Raw genomic sequence first — 23042 nt, 5'->3', positions numbered from 1 at the left:
CCGTAGGAGCGAGCTTGCTCGCGAAAAGCGTCGGTCGGTCTGTCCGCTGCATGAGGCTGATTACCGTGGTGCGGCGGTTCGCGAGCAAGCTCGCTCCTACGCTATTGGTGTTGTTGGCTGTGCCGGGGTTGGCCCGGGCCTTCGATCTGCAACAGTTGAGCGACCAGCTGTCGCGGCCGGAGGTGATCCACGGCCGCTTCATCCAGGAAAAACACCTGCGGGCCCTGCCCCAGCCTTTGACCAGCAAGGGCCACTTCGTCCTGGCGAAAAACCACGGCCTGCTGTGGCTGCTGCAAACCCCGCTGCAGCAGGACTACCGCATCACCGCCGCCGGCATTGCCCGGCGCGATGCCAGCAGCTGGCAGATGCTCCCCGGCAAGAGCGCCGGGGCCGAGCAGAACCGGCTGTTCCTGGCCGTGCTGCAAGGCGACAGCAGCGGCCTGCAACGGGACTTCGAGCTCAAGCTGCAAGGCAGCGCCGAAGACTGGCACCTGCAGTTGATCCCCCGCTCCCTGCTGCTGAAACAGATCTTCAACCAGATCAACATCGACGGCGGCGCACTGGTGCAACGCATCGAGCTGCTGGAAGCCCAGGGCGACCGCACCCTGCTGATCATGCAGGACAGCAGCAGCGCCCTGCCCTTGAGCGAAGCGGAGCAACATGATTTTGCCGAGTGAACGCTGGCTGCCCCGTGTTTTCCTGATCCTGCTGCTGGCGATACTGGCCCTGGGTGCCTGGCAGTGGCGCCACGGCGCGCCGCTGTCGGCCAACCTCATGGAGCTGGTGCCCGGCACCGCTCCCGACGCCCTGGAGCTGCTGGCCGAACAACGCATGCAAGAGCCGCTGAACCGGGAAATCCTGGTGCTGGTGGGGCACGCCGAGCGCCCGCAGGCGGTGGACATGGCCCGCCAGCTGGCCGAGCAGTGGCAGGCCAGCGGGCTGTTCGACAAGGTGCAGTGGAACCTCCAGGCCGACCTGCCGGCCTTGCGCAAGCAATTGCTCCAGGGACGGCTGGCGATGCTCGCGGCCAAGGACCGGGAGCAGTTGATCAACCAGCCCCAGGCGTTCATCGAGCAGCGGGTGCAAAGCCTGTTCGACCCCTTTGCCGGCTTCTCCCTGGTGCCGAGCCAGGACGACTGGCTGGGCCTGACCGGACGCATCCAGAACAACCAGCCGCAACATGGCGCGGTGCAGCTGGATATCGGCAGCGGCGCCCTGGTGGCCGAAGCCGAGGGCCGGCACTGGGTGCTGCTGCGGGCCCATACCCGCGGCAACGCGTTCAACATGCAGTTGCCCCTGCAAGTGGCCGAGCTGCTGCGCCACAGCCGGGAACAGGCGAGCCAGGGCGATGTCCAGCTGCTGGCCGCCAGTGGCCTGCTGTACGCCGCCAACGGTCAGCAGCAGGCCAGCCGCGAAATCACCTGGGTTGGCGGTGGCGCGACGTTGGGGATCCTGTTGCTGCTGCTCCTGGCCTTTCGCCGCTGGCGCGCCTTGCTGGCCTTCGTCCCGGTGCTGGTGGGCATGCTGTTCGGCGCGGTGGCCTGTGTCGCCCTGTTCGGCCACATGCACGTGATGACCCTGGTGCTGGGGTCGAGCCTGATCGGCGTGGCCGTCGACTACCCGCTGCATTACCTGTCCAAGAGCTGGAGCCTGAAACCCTGGCGCAGCTGGCCGGCCCTGCGCCTGACCCTGCCGGGGCTGAGCCTGAGCCTGATCACCAGTTGCATCGGCTACCTGGCCCTGGCCTGGACCCCGTTTCCGGCCCTGACCCAGATCGCCGCGTTCTCCGCCGCCGGCCTGCTGGGGGCCTACCTGTCGGCGGTGTGCCTGCTGCCGGCGCTGCTCAAGGGCGTCGAGCTGCATCCGGCGCAATGGCCGCTGCGGGTCGCCGAAACCTTGCTCAGCGTGCGCGAGGCGCTGCTCAAGCGTGTGCCGAGCCCGGTGCTGCTGGCCCTGCTGGCGCTGTTCTGCGCCGGCGGCCTGTGGCAACTGGAAAGCAAGAACGATATCCGCCAGTGGGTCGGCGCGCCGCCGCAACTGCTGCAAGAGGCCCAGGCCATTGCCCGGATCACCGGCTATCAACCCACCAGCCAGTTCTTTCTGGTGCGCGCCGCCGACCAGCCACAGCTGTTGCAACGCTTGAAAAGCCTGGACGAACGCCTGCAACAGCTGGTGAACCTGGGCAAGCTCAAGGGCTACCTTTCTCTGGAGCAACTGCTTGGCCAACCCGCCGAACAGCAGCAGGTACGCGAAGCGCTCAAGCAACTGCCGAACGTCTGGCAGCCGCTGCTGCAACTGGGGGTGCCACTGGCGGCGCTGCAGGCCGAATTGCAGCAGCTGCAGGACTTGCCCGTAGCCGATATCGACAGCGCCCTGGCCGGGCCCCTGGCCGAGCCTTATCGCCCATTGTGGCTGGGGCCCAATGCCGACGGCGTGGCAGCCATGGTCAGTCTGCAAGGCCTGAACGACGCTGCCCTGCTGCAGGTCCAGGCCCATGACCTGCCCGGGGTGCAACTGGTGGACCGCCTCGGTGAGTTGAACCGGGTGTTTGCCGCAACCCAGGTCAGCGCCGCCGAACTCAAGCTGGCCTCCTGCGTGCTGATCGTGCTGCTGCTGATCCTGCCCTTCGGCGTCGGCGGTGCCTTGCGTCTGGTGGCGCTGCCGTTGCTGGCAGCCTTGTGCAGCCTGGCCAGCCTCGGCTGGCTGGGGCAGCCGCTGACCCTGTTCAGCCTGTTCGGCCTGTTGCTGGTAACCGCCATCAGCGTCGACTACGCGATCCTCATGCGCGAGCAGATCGGCGGTGCCGCCGTCAGCCTGCTGGGCACCCTGCTGGCGGCCCTGACCACCTGGCTGTCGTTCGGACTGCTGGCGGTATCCAGCACCCCGGCGGTGAGCAACTTCGGGCTGGCGGTAAGCCTGGGGCTGGCCTTCAGCTTTATCCTCGCGCCCTGGGCCGGGCACACGCCGCACCCGACGCCCGAGGCGGAGCGCAACCCATGCTGATCCTGCTGTTCTGGCTGCTGGCCCTGGGGCTGTTCGCCCTGGCCACCTATCTCGGGCGGCACCTGGGCCTGATTCCCATCGTCAGCCAACTGCTACTGGCGACCTTCGGCCTGCCGCTGCTGATGCTGCTGTGGATCGAGCCGCACTGGCAGCTCAGTGGCGCGCAACTGGTGGCGCCGCAATGGCTCAAGCACCTGTACGGCCTGAGCTTCGCCCTGTTGCTGGGGCATATCCTCAGCGACGTGATCGACCTGCGCCTGGACCGCCAGAGCCTGAAGATCGCCGTGCCGAGCTTCGGCATTCCCTTCGCCTGCGGCCTGGCCACGGCCTTCTGGCTGCTGCCGGCGCAACCCTGGATCAGCTCCCTGGCGCTGGGCCTGCTGTTCGCCATCACGGCAATCCCGGTGCTCTACCTGTACCTGCGGCACATCCAGTACCCGCCCACCGCCACCCGACGCCTGGTGCAGACGGCGATCCTCATCGACCTGATCTGCTGGAGCCTGTTCGCCCTGGCCCAGGGCAGCCTGCACCTTGCCAGCCTGCTGCTGCCCCTGGCCGGCGCCTGCCTGCCGTTGCTGCTGCGTGGCCTGGGCCTGCGCCAGCCGCTGCTGCACAGCCTGGGGTTCTTCGGCCTGCTGGTGGTGGCCGAGCACTACAAGCTCAATGCGCTGATCTTCGGCATCGGCTACCTGCTGTGCATGGCCGCCCTCAAGCTGCCGCTGGTGCTGCCGTTAAAGGCTGCCTGGATGAACCGTTTGCAGACCTTTGTCGCCATCCCGCTGATCCTCACGTTCGGCATCGTGCAGATCAATGTGCACAGCGCCATGGACAGCCTCGGCTGGGTGCAACTGGCGGCGCTGCTGGTGCTGCCGATTGCCAGCAAGCTGCTGGGCAACTGGCTGGGCCTGCACTGGGCCGGCGCCTCCTTCGCGGGCGCCAGCCGCTGGCGGGAAAGCCTGCTGCTGAACATTCGCGGTTTGAGCGAGATCGTCTTTCTCAACCTGCTGCTGCAACAACAGCTGATCAGCCCGGCGCTGTACTTCGCGCTGATGCTCATGGGCCTGATCGCCACCCTGCTGCCGGCCCTGGCCGGGATGCACCGAACGCCCCAGGCAACGCCACACGTCGCCCCCTTGAATCTGAACATCGCCAAACCGGCAAGGAGCCCCAGTGCCAACAGTTGAAATGCAACGTCGCCAGGTCGTGGTGATCGGTGCCGGCCCCTCCGGGGCCATCGCGGCCGCGCTGCTCAAGCGCCAGGGCCACGACGTGCTGATCGTCGAGCGGCAACATTTCCCGCGGTTCTCCATCGGCGAAAGCCTGCTGTCCCACTGCCTGGATTTCGTCGAGCAAGCCGGGATGCTGGAGGCGGTGCAGGCTGCTGGATTCCAGCTGAAAAACGGCGCGGCATTCGCCTGGGGCGAGCACTACAGCACCTTCGATTTCGGCGACACCTTCAGCCAAGGCAAGCCCACCACCTTCCAGGTGCAGCGCGCCGATTTCGACAAGTTGCTGGCCGATCAGGCGGCGCTGCAAGGGGTCGAGATCCGCTACGGCGAGGAGATCATCGCGGTGGACCTGGAGCGGCCGTTGCCACAGCTCGACTGCCGTCGCGAGGACGGCAGCCAGTACTGCATCGAGGCCGATTTCATCCTCGACGCCAGCGGCTACGGCCGGGTGCTGCCGCGCCTGCTGGAGCTGGAAGCGCCGTCGAACTTCCCGGTACGCCGGGCGGTGTTCACCCATGTCGAAGACCGTATCGACTGCGAGCATTTCGACCGCGACAAGATCCTCATCACCACCCACCCGCAACACCGCGACATCTGGTTCTGGACCATCCCCTTCAGCAACGGCCGCTGCTCGGTGGGCGTGGTGGCCGCCGATCAACACTTCGCCGGACGCGATGGCGACCTGGACGCCTGCCTGCGCGACTTCATCGAGCAAACCCCGAGCCTGGCCAGGGTCCTGGAAAACGCCGAGTGGGACACCCCGGCGCGGACCATCGGCGGCTACTCGGCCAACGTCACTACCCTGCACGGCCCGGGCTTTGCGCTGCTGGGCAATGCCGCGGAATTCCTCGATCCGGTGTTCTCCTCCGGAGTGACCATCGCCATGCGTTCATCGAGCATGGCCGCCGCCGTGCTGCACCGGCAATTGCAGGGCGAACGCGTCGACTGGGCGAGCGAGTTCGCCGAGCCGCTCAAGCGCGGCGTCGATACCTTCCGCTGCTACGTCGAGGGCTGGTACGCCGGCACCTTCCAGGACGTGATCTACCACCCGGGCAGCTCGCCGGAGATCCGCCGCATGATCAGTTCGATCCTCGCCGGTTACGCCTGGGATGAACGCAACCCCTTCGTCAGCGAGCCCAAGCGCCGGCTCAAGGCCCTCTCGGAAGTCTGCGCGAGGGACGTGGCATGAGCGAGCAGAGCAGCCAGTACCTGAGCCCCAGCTACGTCGAGGAAACCCGCTTCGGCTTCTGGTTCCTGCGCAGCCACACCTGGCAGCACCATGTGCTGCGGGTGGCGATCAACGACCTGCGCTCGTTGTTCGACGGCGAGCCGCCGGCCCATCCGGTGCTGCTGGATGCTGGCTGCGGCCAGGGCAAGTCGTTCCAGCACCTGCGCCAGGTGTTCGCCCCGCAGCGCCTGATCGGGATCGACGCCGACCCTCACAGCCTCAAGCTCAGCGCCGAGGAAGCCCAACGCCAGCAGTTGCCGGTGGAACTGATCGGCAGCGACTGCGCGACCCTGCAACTGGCCGACGCCAGTGTCGACCTGCTGTTCTGCCATCAGACCTTCCATCACCTGGTGGAACAGGAAAAGGCCCTGGCCGAGTTCTACCGGGTGCTCAAGCCCGGGGGCTACCTGCTGTTCGCCGAATCCACCGAGGCCTACATCGATACCTGGGTGATCCGCTGGCTGTTCCGCCATCCGATGCATGTGCAGAAAAGCGCCGCCGAATATTTGCAGATGATTCGTCGGCAGGGCTTTGAATTCGGCCCGCAGAACGTGTCTTATCCCTACCTGTGGTGGAGCCGCGCCAAGGACTTCGGCCTGCTGGAGCGCCTTGGCCTGCGCCAGCCGCCGCCGGTGGGCCAGCGCGAGGAAACCCTGGTCAACGTAGTGGCCCGCAAGCCCCTGGAACCCGCCGCTGTCGAGGAAGGCCTGCCCGCATGATCCGCGCCCTGCTGCTCGGTTGTGTCTTGTTGTTGAGCGCTTGCGTCAGTCAGGCGCCGCTGCCCGAGCACACGCCCTCGCTGGCCCTGCCATTGCAACTGCACGTGCAGCGCCAGGCCGGGGATCAGCGCCAGGACTGGCTGCTGGTGATCCAGGCCGAAGGCCCGGACCTGCGCTGGTCGCTGATGGACCCATTGGGCATTCCCCAGGCCCGTCAGCGCCTGGTGGCCGGCCAGTGGCAGGCCGATGGTCTGCTACCCCCCAACCCAGAGGCCCGGGAACTGTTCGCAGCGCTGCTGTTCGCCCTCACACCCGAGGCGGAACTGGCCGCCAACTACCCGGGCGCCCGTCAGCAAGGCGCTCAACGTACCCTCGGCCCACGCTGGCGGATTGACTATCAACAACCTCTGGATTTCGAGTTGAACCTGCCTCAAGGCCCGCACTACCACATCACTGCACTGAGTACCGAGGCCAGCCCATGACGGCCTACCTCAATGCCCTCGGGGTGATCTGCGCCCTGGGCCGCAATCGCCGGGAAGTCGCCCGCAGCCTGTTTGCCGGCGACTGTTCAGGCCTGCGCGACGAAAGCCACTGGGTGCCCGAACGCACTTTGCCGGTGGCGGCGGTGCGCGGCGCGCTGGCCAGCATGCCGGCCGGCCTGCAAGCGCAGAGCAGCCGCAACAACCAGCTGTTGCTGGAGGCCACGCTGCAGATCGAGGACGACATCCGCCAGGCGATCCAGCGCTACGGCCATGGCCGCATCGGCATCGTCCTGGGCACCAGCACCTCGGGCATCGACGAGGCCAGCCGCGGCATTGCCCGTTACCTGCAGGACCGGCAATTCCCGGCGGACTACGACTACCGCCAGCAGGAGCTCAGCGCGCCGGCGAACTTTCTTGCCGAGTGGCTGCAACTCCGTGGCCCGGCCTATGTGATTTCCACCGCCTGCACCTCCAGCGCCCGAGCCCTGATCAGCGCCCGACGCCTGCTCGACCTGGGCCTGTGCGACGCCGTGCTGTGCGGCGGGGTCGACAGCCTGTGCAAGCTCACCCTGAACGGCTTCAGCGCCCTGGAAGCGGTATCCGGGCAGCGCTGCAATCCGTTCTCGCGCAACCGTGACGGGATCAACATCGGCGAGGCGGCCGTGCTGTTCCTGATGAGCAGGGAGGCCGCCGGCGACGCCCCTGTGGCCCTGCTCGGCGGTGGCGCCAGCTCCGATGCCTACCATATTTCCGCCCCGGCCCCCGATGGCCGCGGTGCCTTGCAGGCCATGCGCCTGGCGCTGCGCAGCGCCGGCCTGCAACCGCAGCAGATCGACTACCTGAACCTGCACGGCACCGCCACCCAGCACAACGACGCCATGGAAAGCCTGGCAGTGGCCCAGCTGTTCCCCGAGGGCCTGCCCTGTTCCTCGACCAAGCCCATGAGCGGCCACACCCTGGGCGCCGCCGGAGCCCTGGAAGCGGCGTTCTGCTGGCTGGCCCTGAGCGCCGACAACCCCGACCAGGCGCTGCCACCCCATGTCTGGGACGGCGCGGCCGACCCGGCCCTGCCGCCCCTGCACTGGGTGACCCCGGCCGACCGGCTGGCGGCGCATTCACCACGCCACCTGATGAGCAACTCCTTCGCCTTCGGTGGCAACAACGTCAGCCTGATAATCGGAGACGCCCCATGATCGACTGGCCGCTCGCCGAACTGCTGCCCCACGCCGGGGACATGATCCTCATCGATCAGGTCCTGGCCTTTGATGAAGAGCAGATCCGCACCCGCCTCCAGGTTCGCCCCGGCGGCCTGTTCAACCGCCCCGACGGCAGCCTGCCGGCCTGGGTCGGGGTCGAGCTGATGGCCCAGAGCGTGGCCGCCTACGCCGGCTGTCGCGCGCGCCAGCAGGGCCTGCCGGTGGAGCTGGGATTTTTGCTGGGCACGCGCAAGTTCGAATGCAATGTCGAGCACTTCCCGGTCGACAGCCTGCTGGAGATCCATGCCCTGCGCTCCCTCGAAGACGACAACGGCATGGGCGTGTTCGAATGCCACCTCAGCGGCCCCGGCATTGCCGCCACGGCGCGCCTGAACGTGTACCGTCCACCCCAGGCCGCCGACTATCTGCATGAAACACCTGCCTCTTCTACAGGAACTCCCTCATGACTGACTCCGTACTGGTCACCGGCTCCAGCCGTGGCATCGGCCGCGCCATCGCCCTGCGTCTGGCCCGGGCCGGTTATGACCTGGTGCTGCACTGCCGCAGCGGCCGCAGCGAAGCCGAAGCCGTCAAGGGCGAGATCGAAGCCCTGGGCCGCGGCGCCCGCATTCTGCAATTCGATGTAGCGGACCGGGAAGCCTGCCGGACGGCCCTGGAGGCCGACGTCGAAGCCCATGGCGCCTATTACGGCGTAGTGCTCAACGCCGGGCTGACCCGCGACGGCGCCTTCCCGGCCCTGAGCGAAGACGACTGGGACCAGGTGCTGCGCACCAACCTCGACGGTTTCTACAACGTCCTGCACCCGGTGATGATGCCGATGATCCGCCGCCGCGCCTCCGGGCGCATTGTCTGCATCACCTCGGTGTCGGGGCTGATCGGCAACCGCGGCCAGGTCAACTACAGCGCCTCCAAGGCCGGGCTGATCGGCGCGGCCAAGGCCCTGGCCATCGAGCTGGGCAAGCGCAAGATCACCGTCAATTGCGTGGCACCGGGGCTGATCGACACCGCCATGCTCGATGAGAACGTGCCGGTGGACGAGCTGATGAAGATGATTCCCGCGCAGCGCATGGGCACCCCGGAAGAGGTGGCCGGGGCGGTGAACTTCCTGATGTCCGCCGAGGCCGCCTACATCACCCGCCAGGTGCTGGCGGTGAACGGGGGCCTGTGCTGATGAAACGCGTGGTCGTCACCGGCATGGCCGGCATCACCGCCCTGGGCAACGACTGGGCCAGCATCGCCGAGCGCTTTGCCGCCAACCGCACTGGCATCCGGCGCATGGACGAATGGGATCGGTTCAGCGAGCTCAACACCCGCCTGGCCGGCCCCATCGATGACTTCCAGGTGCCGAGCCACTGGACCCGCAAGCAACTGCGCAGCATGGGTCGGGTGTCGCGGCTGGCGGTCGGCGCCGCCGAGCAGGCCCTGGCCGATGCCGGGCTCTTGGGCGAGCCGTCGATCAGGGACGGGCGCATGGGCGTGGCCTGCGGCTCTTCCACCGGCAGCACCGACGAGATCAAGGCCTTCGGCAACATGCTGCTGAACTCGGTGGCCGAGGGGCTCAACGCCAACTCCTACGTGCGCATGATGCCCCACACCACCGCGGCCAATATCAGCATCTTCTTCGGCCTCACCGGACGCCTGATTCCCACCTCCAGCGCCTGCACCAGCGGCAGCCAGGGCATCGGCTATGCCTATGAAGCGATCAAGTTCGGCCGTCTGCCGCTGATGCTCGCCGGCGGCGCCGAAGAGCTGTGCCCCACCGAAGCCATGGTGTTCGACGCGCTCTACGCCACCAGCCTGAAAAACGATGCGCCACACACCAGCCCCAGGCCCTACGACACCGACCGCGACGGCCTGGTGATCGGTGAAGGCGGCGGCATGCTGGTGCTCGAAGAGCTGGAGCACGCCCTGGCCCGTGGCGCGCGCATTCACGCGGAAATCGTCGGTTTCGGCAGCAACGCCGACGGCCAGCACACCACCCGTCCCGAGCAGAGCACCATGCGCCGGGCCATGGAGCTGGCGCTGGAAGACGCGGCCCTGGCCCCCTCGGCCATCGGCTATGTCAACGGCCACGGCACCGCCACCGAGCAGGGCGATATCGCCGAGACCCTGGCCACCAGCAGCCTGTTCGGCAGCCGCATGCCCATCAGTTCGCAAAAGAGCTTTCTCGGCCACACCCTGGGCGCCTGCGGCGCGCTGGAATCCTGGTTCAGCATCGAGATGCTCAACCGCGACCTGTACGTACACACCTGCAACCTGGACCAGGTCGATCCGCGCTGCGGCGAGCTGGACTACCTGCAGGGCGGCTTCCGGGCCATGAGCCACGAATTCGTGATGAACAACAACTTTGCCTTTGGCGGGGTCAACACCTCGTTGATCTTCCGCCGCTGGACTTGATGCCCAACCCCACTGGAGAAATGGAATGTCTTCCCTGTTTCGCGCGACGCTGATCGTCCTGGCCCTGCTGAGCACGGCCGCCTGTACCAGCAAACCGATGTACACCCCGAACCGGGTGATCCCGGCCACCATCCAGGCCAGCCAGGAGCAGGTCAAACAGGCGATCCTGAAGAACCTGGTGGCCCGCAAGTGGACCGTGCAGCGCATCAGCCCGGAGCTGATCCAGGCCGAGATCACCGTGCGCGGCCAGTTCCACGCCGAGATCGATATCCCCTACAGCGCCAGCACCTACAAGATCGTCTACCGCGACAGCCGCGACCTGGACTACAAGGACGGCAAGATCCACAAGAACTACATCCGCTGGGTGCGCCTGCTGGACAAGGGCATCCTGCGCGAGCTGCGAGACAACCAGAACGAGCGGACCGCGCAACAACTGTCGGACGCTGCGACCAAGAGCTTCCCGGCCGGCCAGTGATCCTCCCCCTGTGACCGCGGTCACCGGGCTGCTTTGCCCCCTTTTCCAGTCAAGGAGACTGCGATGCGTTTGAACACCCTGGCGGCTACCGCCACCCTGCTGCTGTGCACCCTGCCCGGCGTCAGCCAGGCCCGCGACACCGCCCTGTTCCTGCCGTTCGACAAGGTGGTCGCCGAGGCCATCAGCACCGGCAAGATCGACGGCAGCGTGAAGTTCTACCTGGCGGGCAACAAGCCGGCCGGCAAGGTCAGCGTGCTGAGCCCCGGCGCCGTGACCAACAAGAAGACCAACGCCTTCGGCAAGGCCGATCAGGTGGCCTGCGAGTGGGCCTTGCAGTCGGCACTGATCACCCTGCATGAAGCGGCGAAGAAAGTCGGCGCCAATGCCGTGACCGACATCGCCAGCTTCTACAAGAGCCGCGAGCGCAAGGACGCCACGACCTATGAGTGCCATGCCGGCGCGATCATGGCGGGCGTGGCGCTGCGCGGGGATCTGTCCAAGGTGCAGTGAGCTGTTGCGGACCACGAAGGGCGCCTTGAGGCGCCCTTTTTTGTCGGCTGCGAACGTCCCCTGCATGACAATCGTCTGATGCTGCACCGCCGGCAAGTCCCCCTCAGGACACGCCCCCGGTCTTGCGCGTCAGGAGTTCGACAAAGGCCCTGGCCATGGGTGAGCACTGATCCTGGCGCTGCACCAGCCACACCGCGGTCATGGCCTCGGGGTCGAGCAGGCGGCGGTAGACCACGCCGTCGATGCGCATGCGCTGGTAGGACGCCGGCAGCACCGAAACACCGAGGCCCGCCGCCACCAGGCCGATGATGGTCATGGCCTCCGCCGCCTCCTGGGCAAAATGCGGGGTGAAACCGGCGTCTCGGGACAGGTTGAGCAATTGGGCATACAGCCCGCTGCCGTAGCTGCGGGGAAAGAACACAAAGGGCTCCTGGGCCAGCGCCGCCAGGTGCAGCCCCTCTTCGCTGCCGCCCGCCAGCGGGTGCTTGGAACTGAGCACCGCCACCAGCGGCTCGCGCAGCAGTTCCACCACCGACAGCGAGTCCGGCAATGGCAGGGGCCGCATGATGCCGACCTGGATCGACTGGTCCACCAGCGCCTCGGCCACCTGGGTGCTGCTCATTTCCTTGAGCTTGAGGTGCACCGCGGGAAAGCGCTGGCGGAAGGCGAAGATCGCCTGGGGAATGGTCGAGTTGAACGGCGCCGAGGAGGTGAAGCCGATCTTCAGTTCCCCCAGCTCGCCCAGCTGCGCGCGCCGCGCCACGTCCGCCGCCTTGTCCACCTGGGCCAGCACCAGGCGCGCCTCTTCGAGGAACAGGCGGCCGGCTTCGCTGAGCTCGACCCGACGATTGGTGCGCTCGAACAGGCGGGCGCCCACCTCCTGTTCCAGGGCCTGGATCTGCTGGCTCAGCGGTGGCTGGGAAATGCCCAGGACCTGGGCCGCGCGGCCGAAGTGCAGCTCTTCGGCCACGGCGATGAAGTAGCGCAAGTGACGCAATTCCATGGGGCGGCTCCATTGAGTCGTTAAAGCTATCAAACAGGTCGAACAATATATTGGAAAGGAACATTAGCCAGCTATATGCTTTTTTCCATTGCCTGACCGGCTGCGCTCCCCCGAGGTTCCCCGTGAAATCCGCTGTCGCCCCCCTTGCCCACGAAATCCCCTCCACGCCCCTGGACGAGGTGGTCGCCCAGCTCAGCGAGGTCTATATCGAAAAAGGCACGCCGCTGTTCATGCGCACGGTGCTGGCGCTGTTCTCCGGCGGTTTTGCCACCTTTGCCCTGCTGTACTGCGTGCAGCCGATGATGCCGCTGCTGTCCCGGGACTTTGCCATCAACGCGGCCCAGAGCAGCCTGATCCTGTCGGTCGCCACCGGCATGCTGGCCATCGGACTGTTGATCACCGGGCCGATTTCCGACCGCATCGGCCGCAAGCCGGTGATGGTCACGGCCCTGCTGGCCGCCGCCCTGTGCACCATTGCCAGCACGCTGATGCCGAGCTGGCATGGGGTGCTGCTGATGCGTGCGCTGGTCGGCCTGTCCCTGAGCGGACTGGCGGCGGTGGCCATGACCTACCTCAGCGAAGAAATCCATCCCCAGCACATCGGCCTGGCCATGGGCCTGTACATCGGCGGCAACGCCATTGGCGGCATGAGCGGGCGGCTGATCACCGGCGTGCTGATCGATTTTGTCAGCTGGCACACGGCGATGCTGGTGATCGGCGGCCTGGCATTGATCGCCGCCACGGTGTTCTGGCGCATCCTGCCGGAGTCGCGCAACTTCCGCCCGCGCTCGCTGCACCCGCGCAGCCTGCTGGACGGCTTTGCCATGCACTTTCGCGACGCCGGCCTGCCCTGGCTGTTTCTCGAAGCCTTCCTGCTGATGGGGGCCTTCGTCACCCTGTTCAACTACATCGGCTATCGCCTGCTGGCCGAGCCCTACCACCTGAGCCAGGCCCTGGTCGGCCTGCTGTCGGTGGTCTACCTGTCGGGCATCTACAGCTCGGCGAAGATCGGTGCCCTGGCCGACCAACTGGGCCGGCGCCGGGTGCTATGGGGCACCATCGTGCTGATGCTCGCGGGCATTGCCCTGACCCTGCTCGCGCCACTGGTCCTGGTGCTGGTCGGAATGTTGCTGTTCACCTTCGGCTTCTTCGGCGCCCACTCGGTGGCCAGCAGCTGGATCGGCCGCCGCGCCACCAAGGCCAAGGGCCAGGCCTCCTCGTTGTACCTGTTCAGCTACTACGCCGGGTCGAGCATTGCCGGCACCGCGGGCGGGGTGTTCTGGCACCTGGCGGGGTGGAACGGCATCGGCCTATTTATCGGCGCCCTGTTGCTCGGGGCACTGCTGATTGCCCTGAAGCTGGCGAAACTGCCGCCGTTATAGCGCCTGGCCAGCTCCTACACGGATCGGGTCTGTGCCGGCGGGCCCTTGTAGGAGCTGGCTTGCCAGCGAAGGCGGCCGACAGGCAGGCGCAGGTCTCGAGGGCCTATTCGCCAGCAAGCTGGCTCCTACAGAAAGGGTTCGCCAATGAAAACGCCCGGCAGGTGCCGGGCGTTTTTTATGGGGTGGCGCTTATGCGTGGTATTGCGCCGACAACTCGTGCACCGCCTCCAGGAAGGCACCGGCGTGCTCCGGCTTCACTTCCGGGGTGATGCCGTGGCCCAGGTTGAACACGTGGCCGCTGCCCTTGCCGTAGCTGGCGAGGATACGCGCGACTTCGCCGCGGATCGCCTGGGGGTTGGCGTAGAGCACGGTGGGGTCCATGTTGCCTTGCAGGGAAACCTTGCTGCCCACGCGGCGGCGGGCTTCGCCGATATCGCAGGTCCAGTCCAGGCCCAGGGCATCGGCGCCGGCATCGGCAATGCTTTCCAGCCACAGGCCGCCGCCCTTGGTGAACAGGATCACCGGCACCTTGCGCCCTTCGTGCTCGCGGATCAGGCCGCTGACGATCTTGCGCATGTAGGCCAGGGAGAACTCCTGGTAAGCCGCCGACGAAAGGCTGCCGCCCCAACTGTCGAAAATCTGTACCGCCTGGGCACCGGCGAGGATCTGCCCGTTGAGGTAGGAAGTGACCGACTGCGCCAGCTTGTCCAGCAGCAGGTGCATGGCTTGCGGGTTGTCGTAGAGCATGGCCTTGGATTTGCGGAAGTCTTTCGACGAACCGCCTTCGACCATGTAGGTAGCCAGGGTCCAGGGGCTGCCGGCAAAACCGATCAACGGCACGCGGCCATTGAGTTCGCGACGAATGGTGCTGACCGCATCCATCACGTAGCCCAGGTCCTTTTGTGGATCAGGGATCGGCAGGGCTTCGATGTCGGCCAGGGTGCTGACCACTTTCTTGAAGCGCGGGCCTTCGCCGGTTTCAAAATACAGGCCTTGGCCCATGGCGTCGGGAATGGTCAGGATGTCGGAGAAAAGGATCGCCGCATCCAGCTGGGGATAGCGGTCCAGAGGCTGCAGAGTGACTTCGCAGGCGAACGCCGGGTTCATGCACAGGCTCATGAAGTCACCGGCGTTGGCACGGCTGGCGCGGTATTCAGGCAAGTAGCGCCCAGCCTGACGCATCATCCACACCGGGGTGACGTCTACGGGTTGCTTGAGCAGGGCACGAAGGAAACGGTCGTTCTTCAGGGCAGTCATGTCGGCATCCGGAAAAAAAGTGGGGGCATTTTCTCAGAGCCGGGCATAAAAGGCACGGCAAGAGCCGTTTCTTTATGTCTATGGGGTCAATTTGTCGCGCCACAACCCAAGGACCTGTAGGAGCGAGCTTGCTCGCGATGGGGGCGTGTCCGGCAACCTCCGTGGTTGGCTGATACACCGCTATCGCGAGCAAGCTCGCTCCTACAAGGGGTCGCTATCAGACGCCCAGGTAGTCGAGGATGCCTTCGGCGGCGTTGCGCCCTTCGAAGATCGCCGTCACCACGAGATCAGAACCACGCACCATGTCGCCACCAGCGAAAATCTTCGGGTTGCTGGTCTGGTGCTTGTACTGACCTTGCTCAGGTGCAACGACCCGGCCCTGGCTGTCGGTCTGGATCTGGAACTGCTCGAACCACGGCGCCGGGCTCGGGCGGAAACCGAAGGCGATGACCACGGCATCGGCCGGGATGATCTCCTCGGAACCGGGGATCGGCTCGGGGCTGCGGCGGCCACGGGCGTCCGGTGCGCCGAGACGAGTCTCGACCACCTTCACGCCTTCGACCTTGTCTTCACCGACAATGGCGATCGGCTGGCGGTTGTAGAGGAATTTCACCCCTTCTTCCTTGGCGTTCTTCACCTCTTTGCGCGAGCCGGGCATGTTGGCTTCGTCACGACGGTAGGCGCAGGTCACCGACTTGGCGCCCTGGCGGATGGAGGTGCGGTTGCAGTCCATCGCGGTGTCGCCACCGCCCAGCACCACGACTTTCTTGCCTTTCATGTCGACGAAATCTTCCGGCGACTTTTCAAAGCCCAGGTTGCGATTGACGTTGGCGATCAGGAAATCCAGGGCGTCATACACCCCCGGCAGGTCCTCGCCGGCGAAGCCGCCCTTCATGTAGGTGTAGGTGCCCATGCCCATGAACACCGCATCGTATTCGGCGAGCAGTTGCTCCATGGTCACGTCCTTGCCCACCTCGGTGTTGAGGCGGAACTCGATGCCCATGCCAGTGAAGACTTCGCGACGATTGCTCAGCACGGTCTTCTCCAGCTTGAACTCGGGGATGCCGAAGGTCAGCAGGCCGCCGATTTCCGGGTTCTTGTCGAACACCACCGGGGTCACCCCGCCGCGCACCAGCACGTCGGCGCAACCCAGGCCCGCCGGGCCCGCGCCGATGATCGCCACGCGCTTGCCGGTGGGCTTGACCTTGGACATGTCCGGGCGCCAGCCCATGGCGAAGGCGGTGTCGGTGATGTACTTCTCCACCGAACCGATGGTCACCGCGCCAAAGCCGTCGTTGAGGGTGCAGGCGCCCTCGCACAGACGATCCTGGGGGCAGACCCGGCCGCAGACTTCCGGCAGGGTGTTGGTCTGGTGCGACAGCTCGGCGGCGGCGAGGATGTTGCCCTCGGCCACCAGCTTGAGCCAGTTGGGAATGAAGTTGTGCACCGGGCACTTCCATTCGCAGTACGGGTTGCCGCAACCCAGGCAGCGGTGGGCCTGGTCGGCCGACTGCTGGGGTTTGAAGGGCTCGTAGATTTCCACGAACTCCTTCTTGCGCTGACGCAGCAGTTTCTTCTTCGGGTCTTTGCGCCCGACCTCGATGAACTGGAAGTCGTTATTCAGACGTTCAGCCATTTTCAAAACCTCTATACAGCAGCTGCAAGCTCTAGGCTGCAAGCCGCAAGTCGATCACGTATGCCCGGCAAACCTCGCACTGCTTCACTTGCAGTTTGAGGCTTGCCACTTGCAGCTGCTTTATTGCGGGTTGGCACGAGTACTGGAGAGCAGGGACTTCAAGCTCGCCGCCTTGGGCTTGACCAGCCAGAAGCGACGCAAGTAGTCGTCAAGGTTCTCGGCAAGTTCACGCCCCCACTCGCTGTCGGTTTCCGCAACGTACTCGTTCAGCACGTTTTGCAGGTGGCTGCGATAGGCTTCCATCGCTTCGCCGCTGATCCGCTGGATTTCCACCAGTTCGTGGTTGACCCGGTCAACGAAAGTGTTGTCCTGGTCGAGCACGTAGGCGAAACCGCCGGTCATGCCTGAGCCGAAGTTGTAACCGGTCTTGCCCAGGACGCAGACGAAACCACCGGTCATGTACTCGCAGCAGTGATCGCCAGTGCCTTCCACCACGGTGTGGGCACCAGAGTTACGCACGGCAAAACGCTCGCCCGCGGTGCCGGCGGCGAACAGCTTGCCGCCGGTGGCGCCGTACAGGCAGGTGTTGCCGATAATGGCGCTGTCCTGGGTCTTGTAGACGCTGCCCTTGGGCGGAACGATGACCAGCTTGCCGCCGGTCATGCCCTTGCCCACGTAGTCGTTGGCATCGCCTTCCAGGTACAGGTTCAGGCCGCCGGCGTTCCACACGCCGAAGCTCTGGCCCGCCGTGCCCTTGAAGCGGAACGTGATCGGCGCCTGGGCCATGCCCTGGTTGCCATGGAGCCGGGCGATCTCGCCGGAGATCCGCGCGCCGATGGAGCGGTCGCAGTTGCAGATGTCCAGGTCGAACTCGGCACCGCTCTTGTCGTTGATCGCCGAGCGCGCCATGTCGACCATTTTTTCCGCCAGCAGGCCCTGGTCGAACGGCGGGTTGCGGTCCACTTGGCAGAACTGCGGCTTGTCCGCCGGGATATGGTCGCTGCCCAGCAACGGGGTCAGGTCCAGGTGGTGCTGCTTGGCGGTCTGGCCTTCCAGCACCTCCAGCAGATCGGTGCGACCGATCAGCTCCTCCAGGGAACGCACGCCGAGCTTGGCCAGCCACTCACGGGTTTCTTCGGCGACGTAGGTGAAGAAGTTCACCACCATGTCGACGGTGCCGATGTAGTGATCCTTGCGCAGCTTCTCGTTCTGGGTGGCAACGCCGGTGGCGCAGTTGTTCAGGTGGCAGATGCGCAGGTACTTGCAGCCCAGGGCGATCATCGGCGCGGTGCCGAAGCCGAAGCTTTCGGCGCCGAGGATGGCCGCCTTGATCACGTCGAGGCCGGTTTTCAGGCCACCGTCGGTCTGCACCCGAACCTTGCCCCGCAGGTCGTTGCCGCGCAGGGTCTGGTGGGTTTCCGCCAGGCCCAGTTCCCACGGCGCGCCGGCGTACTTGATCGAGGTCAGCGGCGAAGCACCGGTGCCGCCGTCGTAGCCGGAAATGGTGATCAGGTCGGCATAGGCCTTGGCCACACCGGCGGCGATGGTGCCGACGCCGGCTTCCGCCACCAGCTTCACCGAAACCAGGGCCTGAGGGTTGACCTGCTTGAGGTCGAAGATCAGCTGCGACAGGTCTTCGATGGAGTAGATGTCGTGGTGCGGCGGAGGCGAGATCAGGGTCACGCCCGGCACCGCGTAGCGCAGCTTGGCGATCAGGCCGTTGACCTTGCCGCCGGGCAGTTGGCCGCCTTCGCCGGGCTTGGCGCCCTGGGCCACCTTGATCTGCAGCACTTCGGCGTTGACCAGGTATTCCGGGGTCACGCCGAAACGGCCAGTGGCCACTTGCTTGATCTTGGAGCTCTTGATGGTGCCGTAGCGCGCCGGATCTTCGCCGCCTTCACCGGAGTTGGAACGCGCGCCGAGGCGGTTCATGGCTTCGGCCAGGGCTTCGTGGGCCTCGGGCGACAGGGCGCCCAGGGAGATGCCGGCGGAGTCGAAGCGCTTGAGGATCGACTCCAGTGGCTCGACTTCGCTGATGTCCATCGGCGTGTCCAGGGTCTTCACCTGGAACAGGTCGCGAATCATCGATACCGGGCGGTTGTCCACCAGCGCGGTGTATTCCTTGAACTTGGCGTAGTCGCCCTGCTGCACGGCGGCTTGCAGGGTGTTGACCACGTCCGGGTTGTAGGCGTGGTATTCGCCACCGTGGACGAACTTCAGCAGGCCGCCTTGCTGGATCGGCTTGCGCGGGCTCCAGGCTTCGGTCGCCAGGGCTTTCTGCTCGGCTTCGATGTCGACGAAACGCGCACCCTTGATCCGGCTCGGCACGCCACGGAAGCTCAGGTTGCAGACTTCCTCGGACAGGCCGATGGCTTCGAACAACTGCGCGCCCCGGTAGGAGGCGATGGTGGAGATGCCCATCTTCGACAGGATCTTCAGCAGGCCCTTGGTGATGCCCTTGCGGTAGTTCTTGAACACCTCGTAGAGGTCGCCCAGCACTTCACCGGTGCGGATCAGGTCGCCCAGCACCTCGTAGGCCAGGAACGGATAGACCGCCGAGGCACCGAAGCCGATCAGCACCGCGAAGTGATGCGGATCGCGGGCAGTGGCGGTTTCCACCAGGATGTTGGAGTCGCAGCGCAGGCCTTTTTCGGTCAGGCGGTGGTGCACCGCGCCGGTGGCCAGGGAAGCGTGGATCGGCAGCTTGCCCGGAGCGATATGGCGGTCGCTGAGGACGATCTGGGTACGACCGGCGCGCACCGCCTCTTCCGCCTGATCGGCGACGTTGCGGATCGCCGCTTCCAGGCCGACGCTCTCGTCGTAGTTGAGGTCGATGATCTGCCGCTCGAAGCCCGGGCGGTCGAGGTTCATCAGCGAGCGCCACTTGGCCGGAGAGATCACTGGCGAGCTGAGGATCACCCGCGAGGCGTGCTCGGGCGATTCCTGGAAGATGTTGCGCTCAGCACCGAGGCAGATCTCCAGGGACATGACGATGGCTTCGCGCAGCGGGTCGATCGGCGGGTTGGTGACCTGGGCGAACTGCTGGCGGAAGTAGTCGTAAGGGGTGCGCACGCGTTGGGACAGCACCGCCATCGGCGTGTCGTCGCCCATCGAACCCACCGCTTCGTAGCCTTGCTCGCCCAGCGGACGCAGGACCTGGTCACGTTCTTCGAAAGTGACCTGGTACATCTTCATGTACTGCTTGAGCTGGTCGACGTCGTAGAAGGCCGAACCGTGGTCGTTGTCTTCCATGGTGGCCTGGATGCGCAGGGCGTTCTTGCGCAGCCATTGCTTGTACGGATGGCGCGACTTCAGGCGGTTGTCGATGGCGTCGGTGTCGAGGATCTGCCCGGTTTCGGTGTCCACGGCAAAGATCTGCCCCGGGCCGACCCGGCCCTTGGCGATCACGTCTTCGGGCTGGTAGTTCCAGACGCCGATTTCCGAAGCCAGGGTGATGAAGCCGTTCTTGGTGGTGACCCAGCGGGCCGGACGCAGGCCGTTGCGGTCCAGCAGGCAGACGGCGTAGCGACCATCGGTCATGACCACGCCGGCCGGGCCGTCCCAGGGCTCCATGTGCATGGAGTTGTATTCGTAGAACGCCCGCAGATCCGGGTCCATGGTTTCGACGTTCTGCCAGGCCGGCGGAATGATCATGCGCACGCCGCGGAACAGGTCGATGCCACCGGTGACCATCAGTTCGAGCATGTTGTCCATGCTGGAAGAGTCGGACCCCACGCGGTTGACCAGCGGCCCGAGTTCTTCCAGATCCATCAGATCGTTGCTGAACTTGGTGCGCCGGGCCTGGGCCCAGTTGCGGTTACCGGTGATGGTGTTGATCTCGCCGTTGTGGGCGAGGAAGCGGAATGGCTGGGCCAGCGGCCATTTCGGCAGGGTGTTGGTGGAGAAGCGCTGGTGGAACACGCAGATCGCGGTTTGCAGGCGCGGATCACCCAGGTCCGGATAGAAGGCGGCGAGGTCCGCCGGCATCATCAGGCCTTTATAGATGATGGTCTTGTGGGAAAAGCTGCAGATGTAGTGATCGGTGTCGGCAGCGTTGGCCACCGAGGAGCGACGACGGGAGCTGAACAGCTTGACGGCGAAATCCTGATCGCTCAGGCCTTCGCCACCGATGAACACCTGCTCGATCTGCGGCAGGCGCTCCAGGGCCAGACGCCCGAGCACACTGGTATCGATCGGCACTTTGCGCCAGCCCACCAGCTGCAGGCCGGCGGCCAGGATCTCGCGGTTCATGTTTTCGCGAGCGGCTTCGGCCTTGGCCGGATCCTGGTTGAAGAACACCATGCCCACGGCATATTGCTTGGGCAGGTCGGTGCCGAAGTGCTCCTTGGCGACAGCGCGCAGGAACAGGTCGGGCTTTTGCATCAGCAGACCGCAACCGTCGCCGGTCTTGCCGTCCGCGTTGATCCCACCGCGGTGGGTCATGCAGGTCAGGGCCTCAATGGCCGTTTTCAACAGGGTATGACTGGGTTCGCCCTGCATATGGGCTATCAGGCCGAAACCACAGTTATCCTTAAATTCATCTGGTTGGTACAGACCTGCTTTCATAGACACTTTCTCACCAGGCTGCCTCTTTTCGAGACAAATTTCTTTTCAATTCAACCACTTACCATCCACGCCGAACGTACGCCGACTTTGCGGGGGCAAAAGGGAGGTCATTGTACACACCGACACAAAGGCCCACAAATTTAGCGACGATCTATCGCAAATTTATGTCGTATTTATGAACGTTTTAAAGCGATATGCTGTGCTAGTCAAAAAGTTTTATTTTTGACCGCCGCGACTCAAAAACTACTGTGACGCAGACACCACAAGGCACGCGGCCTGTAAGGCAGCATGCCGATGCGGAAATTTGAGGTTGCCGGGAGAGGCGGCCTGGGTAAGGCCGCCGAATCTTCAGCGAGTTGTTGCCAGTTCTTGTTGAACGCTAGCGACAGTGCGAGGCCAAGGTTTACCAGCCTGAACCTTCGCTGGCAAGGATTTGATGGCGCTGACCGCGGCATCGCGGCTGGAGAAGTTGCCGTAGGTGATCACATACAGCGGCTTGCCGTTGAGGACTTTCTTGAAGTAGCGGTACTCGCCGCCCTGCTCCTTGACGAAGCTCTGGGCCGTGGCTTCCGAACTGGTGCCAAGGATCTGCACCACGTAGTTGCCCGGCGCTTGACCGGCGTACCAGCTGCCACCGGCGGCCTTGGCCACGGTGACCGGCTTCTCCGCCGGCTTGGCGGCTGGAGCAGGCTTGGCGGCAACCGGTTTCTCCACCGGCTTGGGCGCTGGCGTCGGCTTGGCGGTGGCAACCTGGGTCGGCGCCGGGGTTGGTCGCGCTGCCGGAGTCGGTGCTGGACCAGCTACGGCGCCGGCAGGTGGCGCGGTGGTGGTCACAGTGGGCGGAACCGCGCTGGAGCCTGCCACCGGAACCCCGTCATCACCCTCGGTAATACCGCCCGCGGCTTCCGCCAGAGGGCCACGCATCACCGGCTGCGACTGGCCGACCAACGGCAGAGGCATCGGCTGGGATGAGCCGGCGAACTCCACTGATGGACTGCCATTGGCATTTGGCGTCGGCGTCTGCCCCAGAGGCAACTGCGCCTGTTCATTGGTCGGCGTACCGCTGGTCGGTGCCTTGCTGCGCCCCGGCATCAGCCAGGCGGCAGCCACGGCCACCACCACTACAGCGGAAATGGCCAATACGTGTTTCTTCGGCATGTTGAACCCCATACTTGGACGCTTGACCGCAGAGCGGCTGGCGATCATGGCTTCGATCATTGCATCCCTGGCGACCTGGTTGATGTTGCCCGGCCAGCCATCGGAGCTTTCGTGAATATCACTGATCTGATCTGCGGAGAAAAGTTCGATGCCCTGACCCGCGCCTTCGAGGCGCTGGGCCAGATATTCACGGGTTTCCTCTTCGGTGTAGGGCTGCAGTTCGATGACGTGGAAGCGTTCTTCCTCGGTGCTCAACTGGTCCAGGGTGGCGATCAGCGACGACTCGCCGAACAGGAAGACATGCGGGCGGCCTTCCGGAGCACCCGCCGCCAGTGCCAGCAGCGCCTCGAGCGCGGACTCGTCGAGCTGCTCGGCATCATCCACCAGCAGATAGACCTCCTGGCCGGTCAGGGCCAGTTGCACCACCTGGGCCAGAATTGCGCCGATCTCGGCCTGGGCCACATTCAGCGCCTGGGCCACCTGGCGCAATACGCCGGCGGCATCGCCGGCACCGCGGGCGGAAACCACCACGCTCTGTACCGACTGCTTGTTGGTGCTGGCGACCAGCGCCTGGCGCAGCAGGGTCTTGCCGCTGCCCTGGGGACCGGTAACCACCAGCAACAACTGGCTATAGCGAGCCAGGTGATGCAACTGCCCCAACACGGGCTTGCGTTGGGCAGGAAAGAATTTGAAGCCAGGAACCCGGGGAGCGAAAGGATCATGGCTCAACTGGTAATGGCCGAGGAAAGCCTCGTCGGCGTGCAAACTAGTCATCGGGAT

Annotated in this window: 18 protein-coding genes; 13 read left to right on the top strand and 5 right to left on the bottom strand. The window is 65.3% G+C overall.

The genetic code is table 11. The features are described 5' to 3' along the window. Positions 1–50: 50 nt before the first annotated feature. From BLV47_RS25760 to BLV47_RS25705, 12 genes are all read left to right on the top strand, one after another. Positions 51–677, top strand: a complete 627-nt coding sequence (locus BLV47_RS25760) for an outer membrane lipoprotein carrier protein LolA (protein WP_244168955.1) — start codon at positions 51–53, stop codon at positions 675–677. Then, on the top strand, positions 661–3003 hold the full coding sequence (locus tag BLV47_RS25755) for an MMPL family transporter (protein WP_092318930.1): 2343 nt from the start codon (positions 661–663) through the stop codon (positions 3001–3003). Before BLV47_RS25760 ends, BLV47_RS25755 begins: the two co-directional genes overlap by 17 nt. Further along, positions 2997–4187: a cation:proton antiporter gene (locus tag BLV47_RS25750; protein ID WP_092318928.1), complete on the top strand. Its 1191-nt coding sequence runs from the start codon at positions 2997–2999 to the stop codon at positions 4185–4187. Before BLV47_RS25755 ends, BLV47_RS25750 begins: the two co-directional genes overlap by 7 nt. Continuing rightward, positions 4174–5421, top strand: a complete 1248-nt coding sequence (locus tag BLV47_RS25745; protein ID WP_092318926.1) for an NAD(P)/FAD-dependent oxidoreductase — start codon at positions 4174–4176, stop codon at positions 5419–5421. Before BLV47_RS25750 ends, BLV47_RS25745 begins: the two co-directional genes overlap by 14 nt. Next, the gene (locus BLV47_RS25740; protein ID WP_092318924.1) at positions 5418–6179 is read left to right on the top strand and encodes a class I SAM-dependent methyltransferase; all 762 of its coding nucleotides are present in this window, start codon (positions 5418–5420) and stop codon (positions 6177–6179) included. Before BLV47_RS25745 ends, BLV47_RS25740 begins: the two co-directional genes overlap by 4 nt. Further along, positions 6176–6661, top strand: a complete 486-nt coding sequence (locus BLV47_RS25735) for a DUF3261 domain-containing protein (protein ID WP_092318922.1) — start codon at positions 6176–6178, stop codon at positions 6659–6661. The genes BLV47_RS25740 and BLV47_RS25735 overlap by 4 nt, the downstream gene beginning before the upstream one ends. Then, the gene (locus BLV47_RS25730; protein WP_092318920.1) at positions 6658–7854 is read left to right on the top strand and encodes a beta-ketoacyl-[acyl-carrier-protein] synthase family protein; all 1197 of its coding nucleotides are present in this window, start codon (positions 6658–6660) and stop codon (positions 7852–7854) included. The genes BLV47_RS25735 and BLV47_RS25730 overlap by 4 nt, the downstream gene beginning before the upstream one ends. Next, positions 7851–8324: a hotdog family protein gene (locus BLV47_RS25725; protein WP_092318918.1), complete on the top strand. Its 474-nt coding sequence runs from the start codon at positions 7851–7853 to the stop codon at positions 8322–8324. The genes BLV47_RS25730 and BLV47_RS25725 overlap by 4 nt, the downstream gene beginning before the upstream one ends. Beyond that, positions 8321–9049, top strand: a complete 729-nt coding sequence (fabG, locus tag BLV47_RS25720) for a 3-oxoacyl-ACP reductase FabG (RefSeq protein WP_092318916.1) — start codon at positions 8321–8323, stop codon at positions 9047–9049. Before BLV47_RS25725 ends, fabG begins: the two co-directional genes overlap by 4 nt. Continuing rightward, positions 9049–10275, top strand: coding sequence for a beta-ketoacyl-ACP synthase (locus BLV47_RS25715; RefSeq protein ID WP_092320568.1), 1227 nt, complete (start codon positions 9049–9051; stop codon positions 10273–10275). The genes fabG and BLV47_RS25715 overlap by 1 nt, the downstream gene beginning before the upstream one ends. Positions 10276–10300: 25 nt before the next feature. After that, entirely contained in the window at positions 10301–10750 is a 450-nt protein-coding gene (locus tag BLV47_RS25710; protein ID WP_092318914.1) for a hypothetical protein, read from the top strand. A gap of 63 nt (positions 10751–10813) precedes the next feature. Then, entirely contained in the window at positions 10814–11260 is a 447-nt protein-coding gene (locus tag BLV47_RS25705; RefSeq protein WP_092318912.1) for an excinuclease, read from the top strand. Positions 11261–11363: 103 nt separating this feature from the next. Here the strand turns inward: BLV47_RS25705 and BLV47_RS25700 are convergent, their stop codons facing one another. Beyond that, complete coding sequence (locus BLV47_RS25700; protein ID WP_092318910.1) at positions 11364–12263, bottom strand: LysR family transcriptional regulator; 900 nt, start codon at positions 12261–12263, stop codon at positions 11364–11366. A gap of 122 nt (positions 12264–12385) precedes the next feature. Between BLV47_RS25700 and BLV47_RS25695 the strand changes: the two genes are divergently transcribed. After that, positions 12386–13645 (top strand): MFS transporter, encoded by a 1260-nt coding sequence (locus BLV47_RS25695; protein ID WP_092318909.1) that lies wholly within the window; start codon positions 12386–12388, stop codon positions 13643–13645. Between the two features lie 189 nt (positions 13646–13834). Here the strand turns inward: BLV47_RS25695 and hemE are convergent, their stop codons facing one another. From hemE to BLV47_RS25670, 4 genes are all read right to left on the bottom strand, one after another. Further along, entirely contained in the window at positions 13835–14902 is a 1068-nt protein-coding gene (gene hemE / locus BLV47_RS25690; RefSeq protein ID WP_092318907.1) for a uroporphyrinogen decarboxylase, read from the bottom strand. 217 nt (positions 14903–15119) lie between these two features. Then, positions 15120–16538: an FAD-dependent oxidoreductase gene (locus tag BLV47_RS25685; protein WP_092318905.1), complete on the bottom strand. Its 1419-nt coding sequence runs from the start codon at positions 16536–16538 to the stop codon at positions 15120–15122. A 120-nt stretch (positions 16539–16658) separates the two neighbouring features. Continuing rightward, positions 16659–21104 (bottom strand): glutamate synthase large subunit, encoded by a 4446-nt coding sequence (gltB, locus tag BLV47_RS25680; RefSeq protein WP_092318903.1) that lies wholly within the window; start codon positions 21102–21104, stop codon positions 16659–16661. A gap of 348 nt (positions 21105–21452) precedes the next feature. Next, positions 21453–23036, bottom strand: coding sequence for an SPOR domain-containing protein (locus BLV47_RS25670; protein WP_092318901.1), 1584 nt, complete (start codon positions 23034–23036; stop codon positions 21453–21455). Positions 23037–23042: the final 6 nt, after the last annotated feature.

It is taken from the genome of Pseudomonas saponiphila (assembly GCF_900105185.1).
Lineage (GTDB): Bacteria > Pseudomonadota > Gammaproteobacteria > Pseudomonadales > Pseudomonadaceae > Aquipseudomonas > Aquipseudomonas saponiphila.
This window is presented reverse-complemented; position numbering and strand designations above follow the sequence as displayed.

What these genes read in the sequence shown, in the direction of transcription:
- BLV47_RS25760 (WP_244168955.1), top strand. Translation starts at nt 51, where the DNA reads ATGAGGCTGATTACCGTGGTGCGGCGGTTCGCGAGCAAGCTCGCTCCT.
- BLV47_RS25755 (WP_092318930.1), top strand. Translation starts at nt 661, where the DNA reads ATGATTTTGCCGAGTGAACGCTGGCTGCCCCGTGTTTTCCTGATCCTG.
- BLV47_RS25750 (WP_092318928.1), top strand. Translation starts at nt 2,997, where the DNA reads ATGCTGATCCTGCTGTTCTGGCTGCTGGCCCTGGGGCTGTTCGCCCTG.
- BLV47_RS25740 (WP_092318924.1), top strand. Translation starts at nt 5,418, where the DNA reads ATGAGCGAGCAGAGCAGCCAGTACCTGAGCCCCAGCTACGTCGAGGAA.
- BLV47_RS25735 (WP_092318922.1), top strand. Translation starts at nt 6,176, where the DNA reads ATGATCCGCGCCCTGCTGCTCGGTTGTGTCTTGTTGTTGAGCGCTTGC.
- BLV47_RS25730 (WP_092318920.1), top strand. Translation starts at nt 6,658, where the DNA reads ATGACGGCCTACCTCAATGCCCTCGGGGTGATCTGCGCCCTGGGCCGC.
- BLV47_RS25725 (WP_092318918.1), top strand. Translation starts at nt 7,851, where the DNA reads ATGATCGACTGGCCGCTCGCCGAACTGCTGCCCCACGCCGGGGACATG.
- fabG (WP_092318916.1), top strand. Translation starts at nt 8,321, where the DNA reads ATGACTGACTCCGTACTGGTCACCGGCTCCAGCCGTGGCATCGGCCGC.
- BLV47_RS25715 (WP_092320568.1), top strand. Translation starts at nt 9,049, where the DNA reads ATGAAACGCGTGGTCGTCACCGGCATGGCCGGCATCACCGCCCTGGGC.
- BLV47_RS25710 (WP_092318914.1), top strand. Translation starts at nt 10,301, where the DNA reads ATGTCTTCCCTGTTTCGCGCGACGCTGATCGTCCTGGCCCTGCTGAGC.
- BLV47_RS25705 (WP_092318912.1), top strand. Translation starts at nt 10,814, where the DNA reads ATGCGTTTGAACACCCTGGCGGCTACCGCCACCCTGCTGCTGTGCACC.
- BLV47_RS25700 (WP_092318910.1), bottom strand. Translation starts at nt 12,263, where the DNA reads ATGGAATTGCGTCACTTGCGCTACTTCATCGCCGTGGCCGAAGAGCTG.
- hemE (WP_092318907.1), bottom strand. Translation starts at nt 14,902, where the DNA reads ATGACTGCCCTGAAGAACGACCGTTTCCTTCGTGCCCTGCTCAAGCAA.
- BLV47_RS25685 (WP_092318905.1), bottom strand. Translation starts at nt 16,538, where the DNA reads ATGGCTGAACGTCTGAATAACGACTTCCAGTTCATCGAGGTCGGGCGC.
- gltB (WP_092318903.1), bottom strand. Translation starts at nt 21,104, where the DNA reads ATGAAAGCAGGTCTGTACCAACCAGATGAATTTAAGGATAACTGTGGT.
- BLV47_RS25670 (WP_092318901.1), bottom strand. Translation starts at nt 23,036, where the DNA reads ATGACTAGTTTGCACGCCGACGAGGCTTTCCTCGGCCATTACCAGTTG.